The organism is Blastococcus xanthinilyticus (genome assembly GCF_008124835.1).
Taxonomy (GTDB): domain Bacteria; phylum Actinomycetota; class Actinomycetes; order Mycobacteriales; family Geodermatophilaceae; genus Blastococcus; species Blastococcus xanthinilyticus.
Map to the genome: position 1 here is coordinate 1 of NZ_VNHW01000010.1, position 12,434 is coordinate 12,434.

The 12,434-nt window shown below is 74.9% G+C and carries 10 protein-coding genes; 4 read left to right on the forward strand and 6 right to left on the reverse strand.

Annotation, left to right across the window (positions count from 1 at the left end):
- Nucleotides 1-112: 112 nt before the first annotated feature.
- The 5 genes from BD833_RS15210 to BD833_RS15230 all read right to left on the reverse strand — a co-directional run bounded on the left by BD833_RS15210 (nucleotide 113) and on the right by BD833_RS15230 (nucleotide 6,087).
- Nucleotides 113-466 carry a VOC family protein gene (locus tag BD833_RS15210; protein ID WP_166534004.1) on the reverse strand — a complete coding sequence of 118 codons (354 nt, stop codon included), beginning with the start codon at nucleotides 464-466 and terminating at the stop codon, nucleotides 113-115.
- 28 nt (nucleotides 467-494) lie between these two features.
- Complete coding sequence (locus BD833_RS15215; RefSeq protein ID WP_166534005.1) at nucleotides 495-2,285, reverse strand: DEAD/DEAH box helicase; 1,791 nt, start codon at nucleotides 2,283-2,285, stop codon at nucleotides 495-497.
- A 198-nt stretch (nucleotides 2,286-2,483) separates the two neighbouring features.
- On the reverse strand, nucleotides 2,484-4,571 hold the full coding sequence (locus tag BD833_RS15220) for a xanthine dehydrogenase family protein molybdopterin-binding subunit (protein ID WP_166534006.1): 2,088 nt from the start codon (nucleotides 4,569-4,571) through the stop codon (nucleotides 2,484-2,486).
- A complete protein-coding gene (locus tag BD833_RS15225; protein WP_166534007.1) occupies nucleotides 4,568-5,581 on the reverse strand; it encodes an FAD binding domain-containing protein in 1,014 nt (337 codons plus the stop codon). The genes BD833_RS15220 and BD833_RS15225 overlap by 4 nt, the downstream gene beginning before the upstream one ends.
- A complete protein-coding gene (locus BD833_RS15230) occupies nucleotides 5,578-6,087 on the reverse strand; it encodes a 2Fe-2S iron-sulfur cluster-binding protein (protein WP_166534008.1) in 510 nt (169 codons plus the stop codon). Before BD833_RS15230 ends, BD833_RS15225 begins: the two co-directional genes overlap by 4 nt.
- A 63-nt stretch (nucleotides 6,088-6,150) precedes the next feature.
- On the opposite strand from BD833_RS15230, the gene BD833_RS15235 reads away from it, so the two are divergent.
- The 4 genes from BD833_RS15235 to BD833_RS15250 all read left to right on the forward strand — a co-directional run bounded on the left by BD833_RS15235 (nucleotide 6,151) and on the right by BD833_RS15250 (nucleotide 10,680).
- Nucleotides 6,151-6,708: a GNAT family N-acetyltransferase gene (locus BD833_RS15235; protein ID WP_166534009.1), complete on the forward strand. Its 558-nt coding sequence runs from the start codon at nucleotides 6,151-6,153 to the stop codon at nucleotides 6,706-6,708.
- A gap of 109 nt (nucleotides 6,709-6,817) precedes the next feature.
- Complete coding sequence (locus BD833_RS15240) at nucleotides 6,818-8,017, forward strand: aminotransferase-like domain-containing protein (RefSeq protein WP_208092693.1); 1,200 nt, start codon at nucleotides 6,818-6,820, stop codon at nucleotides 8,015-8,017.
- Nucleotides 8,018-8,105: 88 nt separating this feature from the next.
- Nucleotides 8,106-10,250: a DUF222 domain-containing protein gene (locus tag BD833_RS23290; protein ID WP_166534010.1), complete on the forward strand. Its 2,145-nt coding sequence runs from the start codon at nucleotides 8,106-8,108 to the stop codon at nucleotides 10,248-10,250.
- Nucleotides 10,251-10,278: 28 nt separating this feature from the next.
- The gene (locus tag BD833_RS15250; RefSeq protein WP_166534011.1) at nucleotides 10,279-10,680 is read left to right on the forward strand and encodes a type II toxin-antitoxin system VapC family toxin; all 402 of its coding nucleotides are present in this window, start codon (nucleotides 10,279-10,281) and stop codon (nucleotides 10,678-10,680) included.
- Here BD833_RS15250 and BD833_RS15255 read toward each other — a convergent pair whose 3' ends face one another.
- Entirely contained in the window at nucleotides 10,681-12,366 is a 1,686-nt protein-coding gene (locus BD833_RS15255; RefSeq protein ID WP_166534012.1) for a DNA repair helicase XPB, read from the reverse strand.
- Between the last annotated feature and the right edge of the window lie 68 nt (nucleotides 12,367-12,434).

Sequence of the window (12,434 nt, forward strand, 5' to 3'; positions counted from 1 at the left end):
CCGGGCGGATGTGGGCCTTAGACAAGCCACACCCCACTCGGAGGTTCTCCTGCGTTCAAGCCCGACCGCCGTCACCAACGTCATGGCCGGGTACACCTAGGCCCGGGTCGCCTCAGTCGCGGTGGCGGACGACGTTGATCACCGTGCCGTCCGGGGCCCGGACGAAGAACCGGCGCACGCCCCACGGCTCCGTCGTGAGGGGGTGCACGATCTCGTAGCCGAGCTGCTGGGCCTCGGCGTAGGCCGCGTCGACGTCGTCGGTGGACACGGAGATGGCCGGGACCTCGGGCGCCGAGGCGTCCCGGGAGACCAGCTGGAGGGTCGCGCCGGTGTCCGGGGAGGTGTACCGGGCGACCCAGCCCAGGTCGAACTCCTCGGTGCCCAGGCCCAGGTAGCCGGTGTAGAAGCCCTTCGCCGCCTGGACGTCGGCGACCGGGAGGTCGGCGATGATGCGGGTGACTCGCATGCGGTCCTCCTGGGAGCGGGTCCGGTGCTCAGAGCATCGTGCGCAGCCGCTCCCGGCGCGCGCGGAGGACGTCGACCGACGCCGACGCCGACGGCGGTCCGGGCACCGACTGGCGCAGCTGGGTGTGCACCACGGCCTGCGGCTGCGCCGTCCGCGCCGCCACCCGGTTCACCAGCCGGTTGATCTCCCGGCGCAGCTCGGCGGCGTCGCGCCAGGAACGGCCGGTGTCGTCCTCGTCGGGGTGGTCCTCGACGACCATGAAGTCGTCGGCGTCGTTCCGGTGGCTCGCCGCGATGCGCAGCCGCAGCTCGTCGTCCCGCTTGGCCAGCAGCGACGCGGTCTGCTCCGGGGTGAGCAGCCCCGGGATGCCGAGGAAGTCCTCCTCCTCGGGCGCCGCGACCGCGATACCGCCACCCGACCCGCCCGAGCCCTCGCCGGTGTGCGCCGTCCCGCCGTGCAGGACGTGCGCGAAGCGGGCGTCGGCCTCCAGGGCCTCCCACTGCTTCAGCTCGCCCTCGCGCGGCTCGCGCGGCGGCAGGTCCAGCGCCTCGAGCTCCTCGTCGGGCTGGCTCCGCGGCGGCGGCATGACGTGGTTGCGCTGCTCCTCCATGGAGGCGGCCAGCGACAGCAGCGGCCGGACAGCGGGCAGGAACACCGTCGCCGACTCGTGCGAGGCCCGGGAGCGGACCACGCGGCCGACGGCCTGCGCGAAGAACAGCGGCGTCCGGTAGGAGGTCATCCAGGCCAGGACGGCGGCCCGCGGGACGTCGACGCCCTCGGAGATCATGCGGACGCAGACCGCGATCCGCGCCGACCCGGTGGCGAACTTCTCGATCTTCTTCGACGCCTTCGGGTCGTCGGAGAGGATCAGCTCCGGCGACTTGCCGGTCACCCGGCGGACGATCTTGGCGTAGTCCCGGGCGTCGTCCTGGTCGCTGGCGAGGATCAGGCCGGCGGCGTCGGGCATGCCGCCCTCCTCGCGCAGGTGGGTGATCCGGTCGTCCATCGCGGCGATGACGTGCGGCACCCACTGGCCCTTGGGGTCCAGGGCGGTGCGCCAGGCCTGCATCTCGACCGACTTCGTCCCGGCGTCGGACAGCGAGGCGGCGACGACCTCACCGGCGGAGTTCCGCCAGCGGGAGGTGCCGGTGTAGGCGGCGAAGACGACGGGGCGGACGACGTTGTCGGCCAGCGCCTCCTTGTAGCCGTAGGTGTAGTCGGCCCGGCTGACCAGCCCGCCGGCCTCGCCCTCGAAGGTGTCCTCCTCGTACCGGACGAAGGGGATGCGCTCGTCGGGCTTGGTGCGGAACGGCGTCCCGGTCAGGCACAGCCGCCGGGCGGCCATGCCGTAGGCCTCCTCGACCGCCTCGCCCCAGGAGAGCCCGTCGCCGGCGTGGTGCACCTCGTCGAGGATCACCAGCGACTTCACGGCGGTCGCGCGGGCGGCGTGCAGCATCGGCTTGCCGGCGACCTGCGCGTACGTCGTCACGTAGCCCTGCGTGCCGGCGCGCACCGGCCCGACGGCGTTGGTGAGGTTCGGGTCGAGGACGATCCCCATCGCGTCGGCGGCCTCGGCCCACTGCAGGCGCAGGTGGTCGGTCGGGGCCACGACCACGACGCGGGCGACCTCGCGGCGGGCCAGCAGCCGGGCGGCCAGCGTCAGGGCGAAGGTGGTCTTCCCGGCGCCCGGCGTCGCGGTGACGAGGAAGTCCTTGGGGGAGGCCTCCTCGTACTGGGCGAGGGCGGCCTGCTGCCATGCCCGGAGCGGTCGGCTGGTCGTCTGCGGGGCCCGGGCCGCCGCTGCTGCTGCAGTCGCCATGTCGGGGCCCATTCTGGTCGGCGGCGGGGCAACACGCCCAACGGGGTCCTCCCGCGCGCCTCCGCCGTCCCGACGTATGGGCGCCGGCGGGCGAGCCACTGACCTGCGTGTTCACCGGAGGGGGCCGCGCCTGTGGGATGCGTCATGCCCGTGCCGGACCGACCCGTCACGCCCCGTCGGTCACGCCCGCCGCAGGAGTCAGGGCAGCCCCGGGAGGAGCTTGTCCAGCGTCACGGGGAGGTCGCGCACCCGCACGCCGGTGGCGGCGTGGACGGCGTTGACGACGGCGGCCGCCGTGCCGGTGATGCCGATCTCGCCGATGCCCTTGGTGCCCATCACGTTGACGTACGGGTCGTGCTCGTCGATCCACAGCGCCTCGATCTCGCCGACGTCGGCGTTGACCGTGATGTGGTACTCGGCGAGGTCGTGGTTGGCCACCTGGCCGATCCGCGGGTCCCAGACGCTGTTCTCGTGCAGCGCCATCGACAGCCCCATCGTCATGCCGCCGATGAGCTGCGACCGTGCGGTGCGCGGGTTGACCACCCGGCCGACGCCGAAGACGCCGAGCAGCCGGGGAAGGCGGATCTCGCCGGTGTCGGCGTGCACCCGCGCCTCGACGAACTGGGCGCCGAACGCGTAGGGCGCGTGCGCGTCGTCCTTCGCCGCCTGGTCGACGTCGCCGGAGACCTCGTCGCCGTCGGCCGGGGAGCCGCCGAACTTGTCGCGGAACGCGCGGGCGGCCACCACCAGGGCGGAGCCCCAGGTGTTGGTGCCCGAGGAGCCGCCGGCCACCGAGGCGGTGGGGTAGCGGGTGTCGCCGATCCGCACCTCCACGTCGGCGACGTCGACGTCGAGGGCGTCGGCGGTGATCTGCGGCAGGATCGTCCACGCGCCGGTGCCGAGGTCCGCGGCGCCGATCTCGGCGACGTAGCGGCCGTCCTCGAACCGCAGGGTCGCGGTCGAGGTGGCCTGGCGCATCGTCGGGTAGACCGACGACGCGACGCCGTACCCGACCAGCCAGTCGCCGTCGCGGCGGCCGCGGGGGCGGTCGGCCCAGCCGAACCGTTCGGCGCCCTCGCGCAGGCAGCGCACCAGGTTCCGGCTGGACCAGGGCTTCTTGGTCTCCGGGTCGACCTCGGGCTCGTTGCGGATGCGCAGCTCCACCGGGTCGATGCCGAGCTCCTCGGCGAGCTCGTCCATCGCCACCTCGGGGCCGAACATGCCGGGGCACTCCCCGGGCGCGCGGAACCACGAGGGCACCGGGACGTCGAGGGCGGCCAGCCGGTGGGTCGAGCGCCGGTTCGGGGCGGCGTACATCATCCGGGTCGGGACGCCGGTCTGCTCCGCGAATTCCTTGATCCGCGAGGTCTGCTCGACCACGTCGATCGCGATCGCCTGGAGCCGGCCGCGCCGGTCGGCGGCCAGCTGCAGCTGCTGGATCGTCGGTGTGCGGTAGCCGGCCAGGAAGAACATCTGCTGCCGGGTGAGCGCCAGCTTCACCGGCCGGCCGGGCAGCGCGCGGGCGGCCATCGCCGCGAGCATCACGTTGGCGTGCGGCCGGCCCTTGGAGCCGAACCCGCCACCGACGTAGGGGCAGACCACCCGGACCTGTTCCTGGTCCAGGCCGAACACCTCGCAGACCGCGGCGCGGTCGGGGTGGACGCCCTGGGTGGAGTCCCAGAGGGTGAGGAACTGCGCGTCGGCGTCCCAGAGCGCCGTCGTCGCGTGCGGCTCGAGGGGGTTGTTGTGGTACATCGCCGTGGAGTAGGTGCGCTCGATGCTCACCTCGGCGGTGGCCATGGCGGCGGCGACGTCGCCCTCGGCGGTGTCCGTCTCGTGCCCGGCGTTGACCTGCTCGGGCGCGTAGAGGTCGTCCCGGTCGACCGCGAGGGTGGAGTCGTGCTCCTGCTCGGCGTAGGTGACGACGACGGCGTCGGCGGCCTGGCGGGCCACCTCGGAGGTCTCCGCGATCACCACCCCGACCAGCTGCCCGCGGAAGGCGATCTCCGGGCTCTGCAGGACGGCGTACTCGGCGTCCTCGGTGCTCGCCAGCCGCTCGGCGTCGAACGGGGTGAGGATGCGCAGCACGCCGTCCAGCGCAGCGGCGGCGGTGGTGTCGACGGCGGTGACCCGGCCGCGGGCGATCGTCGCCTGCACCGGGTGGCAGTAGGCGGGGTCCTCGACCGGCGTCTCGTAGGCGTAGGTGGCGGTGCCGCGCACCTTGGCCTCGCCGTCGCGACGGACCAGCGCCTGCCCGATCGCGCGCGGCTCCAGCAGGTCGGTCATGGCTGCTCCTCGGTCAGGCCGCGCAGGGTGGCCGCGACGGTGCGGGCGACGAGCGGGATCTTGAAGCCGTTGCCGCTCTCCACCCCGGGCTGCGGCTGCGCGGCCGCCAGCTCGGCGTCCATCGCGGCGCGGACGGCGTGCTCGGTCAGCGGGCCGCCGCGGAGGATCTCCTCGGCGCGGCTCGCCCGCCACGGCTTGTGGGCGACACCGCCGAGGGCGATCCGGACGTCGCCGTCGTCCACCACGGCCGCGACGCTGACCAGCGCGAACGCGTAGGACGCCCGGTCGCGCACCTTCCGGTAGGCGCTCCGCGTCCCCTCCGGCAGAGGGGGCAGGTCGATGGCGGTGATCAGCTCGCCGTGCTCGAGCACGGTGTCCCGCGACGGGTCGTCGCCCGGCAGCCGGTGCAGGTCGACGAACGGGATGGTGCGCACGCCGGCCGGCCCGATGGTGTGCACCCGCGCGTCGAGGGCGGCGAGTGCGACGGCCATGTCGGAGGGGTGGGTGGCGATGCAGGTCTCGGGTGCGGTCGGGTCGGGGAGCGCACCCGGCGTCCCGAGGATCGCGTGGTAGCGGACGTAGCCGCCGACGGCGGAGCACCCGGTGCCGGGCTCGCGTTTGTTGCAGGGCGTCGTGACGTCCTGGAAGTACGGGCAGCGGGTGCGCTGCAGCGGGTTGCCGCCGGTGGTGGCCATGTTCCGCAGCTGCCCGGTCGCGCCGGCCAGCAGCGCCTGGGCGAGCACCGGGTAGCGCTCCCAGACCCGGCGGTCGGCGGCGACCTCGCTGTTGGTGCTGGCGGCACCCAGCCGCAGGCCGCCGTCGTCGAGGTCGGTGATCTCCCGGGAGGTGAGGGTGCGGACGTCGACGACCAGCTCGGGGCGGGCGACGCCCAGCCGCAGGTGGTCGACCAGGTTGGTGCCGCCGGCGAGGAAGACGGCGTTCGGCTCGGCGGCGACCTCGCGGACCGCCTCGGCGACGTCGCCGGGCCGCGCGAAGGCGAACGGCTTCACCGCTGGGCCGCCGCGTCCTGGACGGCGGGGGTGATGTTCACGTAGGCCGCGCAACGGCACAGGTTGCCGCTCATCCGCTCGGCGACCTCGTCGTGCGTCATCTCCGGGTCGGCGGTGAGGTCCTCGGTCACGTGGCTCGGCCAGCCCTGCGCGAACTCCTCGATGACGCCGACCGCCGAGCAGACCTGGCCCGGGGTGCAGTAGCCGCACTGGAAGGCGTCGCGCTCGAGGAAGGCCCGCTGCACCGGGTGCAGCTCGCCGTCGCGGGCCAGCCCGTCGGCGGTGGTGATCTCCGCGCCGTCGTGCGCGACCGCGAGCGCCAGGCAGGACAGCGCCCGCTGCCCGTCGAGCAGGATCGTGCAGGCCCCGCACTGGCCGTGGTCGCAGCCCTTCTTCGGGCTGGTGTTGCCCAGCCGCTCGCGCAGCGCGTCGAGCAGCGAGGTGCGGGTGTCGACGGTCAGCCGGCGGGCCTCGCCGTCGACCCGCAGGGTGATGTCCGCGTCCATGGGCCGCCGGTGCCCGGTCCGGTCGCCGTCCAACCGCCGGTGTCGGCCTGCGAGGCTGCCCCGGTGGCCGCCGCACCGATCCTCCGCTGGTACTCCGCCCCGGAGCAGGTGCCCGCGACGTTGCCCGGGGAGCTCGCCACCTGCTGGCGGGACGTGGCGAACGCCGGGGGAGCGGTGGGGTTCGCGCAGCGGCTGCCGGTGGGCGACGACGTCGTCCGCCCGGTGGTCGACGAACTGGTCGCGGGGCTGGACCCGCGGCTGCGCCGGCTGCTGGTGGCGGTGGGCGACGACGGGCCGGCCGGATGGCTGGTGCTCACCGGAAACGCCGACCCGGTGGTCGCGCACTGGGGCCGGGTGACCCACGTGCAGACCGCGCCCCCCGCCCGCGGTACGGGGGTCGCCCGGCTGCTGATGGCAGAGGTCGCCCGCGCCGCGCGGGACGAGCTCGGGCTCGCGTCGCTCCGGCTCGAGGTGCGCGGCGGGGTGGGGCTGGAGGCCTTCTACGCGCGGTTCGGCTGGGTGGTCACCGGCTGCTGGCCCGGCGCCCTGCAGATCACCGCCGACGACCGCCGCGACGAGGTGCTGATGGGCCTGGACCTGCTGGTGTCGCGCAGGACGTAGGCTCTGCCTGGCCCCTCGACCAGGAGGCCCGATCGGCCCGGCTCCCAGCGGGACACCCCCCGCTGCCCGGCGCCGCCATCCCCGTCGCGTGCTGCCTCCTGGAGTCCTCGTGTCCGCTGCCGTCCTCTCCCGTGTCCTCCCCCCGCTGGCCCAGCGGCTGCGCGGCGTCGCCGGCTCGCCGGTCCGCGAGCTGCTCGCCCTGCAGGACCGGCCCGAGGTCATCTCCTTCGCCGGTGGCCTGCCCGCCCCGGAGCTGTTCGACCTGGACGGGGTCCGGGCCGCCTACGACAGCGTGCTGTGGGGGCCCTACGCCCGCCGCGCGCTCCAGTACGCCCCGACCGAGGGTGACCGCCAGCTGCGGGCGCGGGTGGCCGCCCGGCTGACCGCCCGGGGCATGCTCAGCTTGATCGACGACCTCCTGGTCACCTCCGGCTCGCAGCAGGGCCTCAGCCTGGTCGCCACCGCGCTCCTCGACCCGGGCGCCGTCGTCCTCGTCGAGGACCCGACCTACCTGGCCGCCCTGCAGTGCTTCCAGCTCGCCGGCGCCCGGGTCGTCCCGGTGGCCACCGACGAGCACGGCATGGACCCGGCGGCCCTGGCGGAGACGATCCGGCGGGAGCGGCCGGCGCTGGTCTACCTGGTGCCCACCTTTGCCAACCCGACCGGGCGCACCATGCCCGAGGACCGGCGCGCCGAGGTGGTGGAGCTGACCGCCCGGGAGGGCGTCTGGCTGGTGGAGGACGACCCCTACGGGGAGCTGCGTTACCGGGGTGCCGACGTCGTGCCGCTGGCTGCCCAGCCGGGGGCCGACGAGCACGTCGTCCACCTGGGGAGCTTCTCCAAGATCGCCGCCCCGGGGCTGCGGCTGGGCTGGCTGCGGGCGCCGTCCCGGCTGCTCCCGGCGCTGACCGTCGCCAAGCAGGCGGCGGACCTGCACACCTCGACGGTCGACCAGGCGGCCGCGGCGGCCTGGTTCGCCGCCGCCGACGTGGAAGCCCACCTGCACGGCCTGTGCCGGGCCTACCGGCTGCGCCGGGACGCGATGGTGGCCGCGCTGCCGGCGACGCTGCCGCCGGGCAGCACGTGGACCGAGCCCGACGGTGGGATGTTCCTCTGGGTGCGGCTCCCCGGGGGCGTCGACACCGCCGACCTGCTGCCGCGGGCGCTCGCCGCGGACGTCGCCTTCGTGCCGGGCGCGGCGTTCTACGCCGGGACGCCGGACCGCGCCACGCTCCGCCTCTCGTTCACCACGCACGAGCCGGCGCGTATCCGGGAGGGGCTGGAGCGCTTGCGGACCGCGCTGCGCTGACGCCGGCCGCGGCCGGACCTCTTCCGGAGCCGGGCGGCGTCCCGCTGCAGGCACGGTTCTGTCAGTGGTCGAACATACGATCGACCACATGACGGACGCCGCCCCTCCGACCCGCGCCCGGCCCGGTGCGCCGGCGGCGGGCTGGGCGTCCGGGCCGCTGGGTGCCGTGCAGGCCGCCGGCCGGGAGATCGCCCGGCAGACCGCCCTGCGGGCGCGGGCGGTGGCCGAGTTCGCCGCCAGCCGGCCCGCGTCGGCCGACCGGCAGCCGGGGGAGCCCGGCGCCATGGGCGCCGACCGCCGGGCGGTCCGTCCGGACGTGCTGGCCGGGGTCAGCGAGTGGGCGGTCCAGGAACTGGCCCTCGCCCAGGAGATCTCGTCGCAGGCGGCCGAGGCGCTGCTCACCCGCTCGCTCACCCTCGTGCACCGGCTGCCGCGCACGCTCGACGCCCTGGAGGCCGGCGCGCTCCACGAGGGGCACCTCTGGCCGATGCTCAGCACGGTCGCGCCGATCGCCGACGCGAAGCTCCGCGCCGCGGTCGAGTCCGAGGTGCTCGCGTGGGCCGCCGGGCGGATCACCACGCCCGCGCAGCTGGGGGACAAGGCGCGGCGGGTGGTGCTGAGGCGAGATGCTCGCGACGCCGCAGGACGGCTGGAGCGGGCGCTGCGCGGCCGGGGGGTCTCGGTCCGCCCTGACTCCGAGGACGGGATGGCGGTGCTCAGTGCGCTGCTCACCGTGCCCGAGGCGCAGGCGCTGCTCGATGCGCTCGGCCGGTACGCCGACGCCCTGGCGGCCGATCCGGACGACACGCGGACCCGCGGCCAGCGGATGGCCGACTGCCTGCTCGACCTGGTCCTGCGGCCGGGCGAGAAGGACCACGCACCGGTGCAGGCGCAGCTGACCGTGGTCGCCGGTGTGCGCGCCCTGCTGGGCAGCGATGAGCCGGGCGAGATCGGCGGCCAGGTGGTGCCCGCCGAGCTGGTGCGCGCCCTGGCCCGCGCGCTGGGCCTGTTCCCCGGGGATGCGGCAGCCGAGGTCGGCCCGCCCGCGCCGGGCCCCGCCGACCCGGCCCCCGCACCGCAGCGCCGGTACCCCACCGAGGAGGAGGAGCTCGCCGACTGGTGGGCGGCCACGGAGGCGCTGGTGTTGCGGGAGTGGGGCGGCGAGCCCGACCCGCCACCGGAGGTGGTGGAGCGGCACCGGGCCGAGCAGGCGCGGTTCGACCGCATGCCGACTCCCGTGGAGATGGGGGTGTTCGACGCGCCGCCCGATGGCACGTCCTGGCCGGGCGGAGCGTTCTGGCACGAGAAGTTCTGGGAGGAGGAGTCTGGGCACGACGCCTCCTGGCAGGACGAGTCGCCACCCGACGGATGTCCGTATGACGAGTCGCCGCGTGACGGGTCGCCTTTCGACGGTTCGCGCCTCGACGGGTCTTCGCTCGGGTCCCGGCCCAACGGGGTACCGCCGGCCGGTGCTGGGCCAGCAGTGCACGACGGGCCCGGGCCGGCCCCGGGAACCTGGGCGGCGGCCGACCGTGCCCTCGACGGCGCGGGCACGGCGCTGCTCGATCTGCAGCGAGCGGTGGGCCGGGCCGAGCGCGCGGTCACCGACGCCCAGCGGGCAGACGCCGCCGACGAACAGGCCTGGGAGCGAAGCCCGGCGGGCCGCGTGACCGCCGCCGACGACACGCTGGCAGCCCTCGCCGCCGCCACCGCGGCCCAGCGCACCGCGCTGGCTGACCTGCTGCAGGCAACGGGCGGCGGCGGGCTGGTCGACCGCCCGCGGATCGCCGTCGTCGACGAGCTCACCGGCGCGCTGCTGGCGCTCACCGACGCCCGCGAGCTGCGTCGGCTCGGCACCTGCGGGGCCACCGGCTGCCGCCGGCACCCGGGGTCCTGCACCCACGACCTGACCGGCCGGCCAGGACTGGGTCCGCCACCACCCACGCGGGGCTACCGCCCCGGCGCCGTCCTCGACCGGCGCGTCCGCGCCCGTGACCGCCGCTGCCGGTTCCCCGGTTGCCGCCGGCCGGTGCCCCGCGGCGGCGAGCTCGACCACGACCGCCCGTACCCCGACGGCGAGACCAGCGCGGCCAACCTCGTGGGCTACTGCACGCCGCACCACCGGGGCAAGCACCAGGCACCCGGCTGGCGGAACGAGCTGGCACCCGACGGCGCCCTCACCGTCACCACGCCGAGCCGCATGGTCGCGACCACCACGCCGCCGCCCTACTGACGCGCGGGCGGCACTACGGTCCAGCCGCATGACGCGATTCGTGATCGACGCGCCCACGATGCTGCACCTGGTGGCCGAGGGCATCCCCGTGGCCGCCGGCCACCAGCTGGTCGCGCCGCAGGTGCTCCGCTCCCAGGCGCTGGACCTGCTCTTCGCCGCCGTACGTCGTGGTGAGCTGACCGAGCGGGAGGCCCTGGCGCAGCACGACGCGATGACCCGCGTGAAGATCCGCTCGCTCGGCGACCGCGTCTCCCGTCAGGTCGCCTGGGCGATCGCCCGCGAGCACGGCCTGGACTCGACGGCCGACGCCGAGTACCTCGCCGTCACCCGGCTGCAGGCCGACCTTTTCGTCTCCGTCGACCCGGCCGCCCGGTCGCGCGCCGAGCAGGTCGTCCCGGTGGGAACGGTCGACCAGCTGGCGGCGGTGTGATCAGTCGGCCGGCTCGTCCACCCAGTCGGGGCCGTTGACCTCACCCGGGCCGGCCAGGTCGGCGGCGTCGACGATCGTGTACGCGTAGCCCTGCTCGGCGAGGAAGCGCTGCCGGTGCGCGGCGTACTCGCTGTCGAGGGTGTCCCGGCTGACCACCGTGTAGAAGTGCGCCTGTCGACCGTCGGCCTTGGGGCGCAGCACCCGGCCGAGCCGCTGGGCCTCCTCCTGCCGAGAGCCGAACGTCCCCGACACCTGCACGGCGACCGCGGCCTCGGGCAGGTCGATGGAGAAGTTCGCGACCTTGGAGACGACGAGGGTCTTGACCTCCCCGGCGCGGAAGGCGTCGAAGAGCTTCTCCCGCTCGCGGTTGGTCGTCGAGCCCTGGATCACCGGGGCGTCCAGCGCCGTGCCGAGCTCCTCGAGCTGGTCGAGGTAGGCCCCGATGACCAGCTTCTGCTCGTCGGGGTGGCGCTCCAGCACCCGCCGGATCACCGCCAGCTTCGAGTGCGCGGTGGCCGCGATCCGGTACCGCTCCTCGGGCTCGGCGACGGCGTAGGTCATCCGCTCCTCGTCGTCGAGGGCGACCCGCACCTCCACGCACTCGGCCGGCGCGATGTAGCCCTGGGACTCGATGTCCTTCCAGGGCGCGTCGTAGCGCTTGGGGCCGATGAGGGAGAAGACGTCGTCCTCCCGCCCGTCCTCGCGCACCAGCGTGGCGGTGAGCCCGAGCCGGCGGCGGGACTGCAGGTCGGCGGTGAGCCGGAAGATCGGCGCGGGCAGCAGGTGCACCTCGTCGTAGACGATCAGGCCCCAGTCCTGCGCGTCGAACAGGTCCAGGTGCCGGTACTCGCCCTTCCGGCGGGTGGTGATCACCTGGTAGGTCGCGATGGTGACCGGCCGGATCTCCTTGCGCTCGCCGGAGTACTCGCCGATCTCCTCCTCGGTCAGCGAGGTGCGCGCGATCAGCTCGCGCTTCCACTGCCGGCCGGAGACGGTGTTGGTCACCAGGATCAGCGTGGTCGCCTTCGCCTCGGCCATCGCCGCCGCGCCGACCAGCGTCTTGCCGGCGCCGCAGGGCAGGACGACCACTCCCGAGCCACCGGCCCAGAAGCCCTCGACGGCCTCCTGCTGGTAGTCGCGCAGGTGCCAGCTCGACTGATCGAGCTCGATCGGGTGCGCCTGGCCGTCGACGTAGCCGGCGAGGTCCTCCGCCGGCCAGCCGACCTTCAGCAGCGCCTGCTTGAGCCGGCCGCGCTCGGAGGGGTGGACGACGACGGTGTCCTCGTCGATGCGGGCGCCGAGCATCGGCGCGACCTTCTTGCTGCGCACCACCTCGGCCAGCACGGCCTTGTCGGTGGTGGTGAGCACGAGGCCGTGCACCGGGTTGTTCGCGAGGGTCAGCCGGCCGTAGCGGTCCATCGTGTCGGCGATGTCGACCAGCAGCGCGTGCGGCACCGGGTAGCGCGAGAAGCGCACCAGGGCGTCGACGACCTGCTCGGCGTCGTGCCCGGCGGCGCGGGCGTTCCACAGCGCGAGCGGCGTCACCCGGTAGGTGTGCACGTGCTCCGGCGACCGCTCCAGCTCGGCGAACGGCGCGATCGCCGCCCGGCACTCCCGGGCCAGCGGGTTGTCGACCTCGAGCAGCAGGGTCTTGTCCGACTGCACGATCAGCGGGCCGTCGCTCAACGCGGGAATCCTTCGTTCGGGGATTGGCGGCGCGGCAGGCGCCACCGGACTGTCCACGGTAACGCCGG

Excerpts from the sequence above, each read along its gene's own strand:
- BD833_RS15210 (WP_166534004.1), bottom strand. The coding sequence starts at position 466 with ATGCGAGTCACCCGCATCATCGCCGACCTCCCGGTCGCCGACGTCCAG.
- BD833_RS15230 (WP_166534008.1), bottom strand. The coding sequence starts at position 6,087 with ATGGACGCGGACATCACCCTGCGGGTCGACGGCGAGGCCCGCCGGCTG.
- BD833_RS15215 (WP_166534005.1), bottom strand. The coding sequence starts at position 2,285 with ATGGCGACTGCAGCAGCAGCGGCGGCCCGGGCCCCGCAGACGACCAGC.
- BD833_RS15250 (WP_166534011.1), top strand. The coding sequence starts at position 10,279 with ATGACGCGATTCGTGATCGACGCGCCCACGATGCTGCACCTGGTGGCC.
- BD833_RS15220 (WP_166534006.1), bottom strand. The coding sequence starts at position 4,571 with ATGACCGACCTGCTGGAGCCGCGCGCGATCGGGCAGGCGCTGGTCCGT.
- BD833_RS23290 (WP_166534010.1), top strand. The coding sequence starts at position 8,106 with ATGACGGACGCCGCCCCTCCGACCCGCGCCCGGCCCGGTGCGCCGGCG.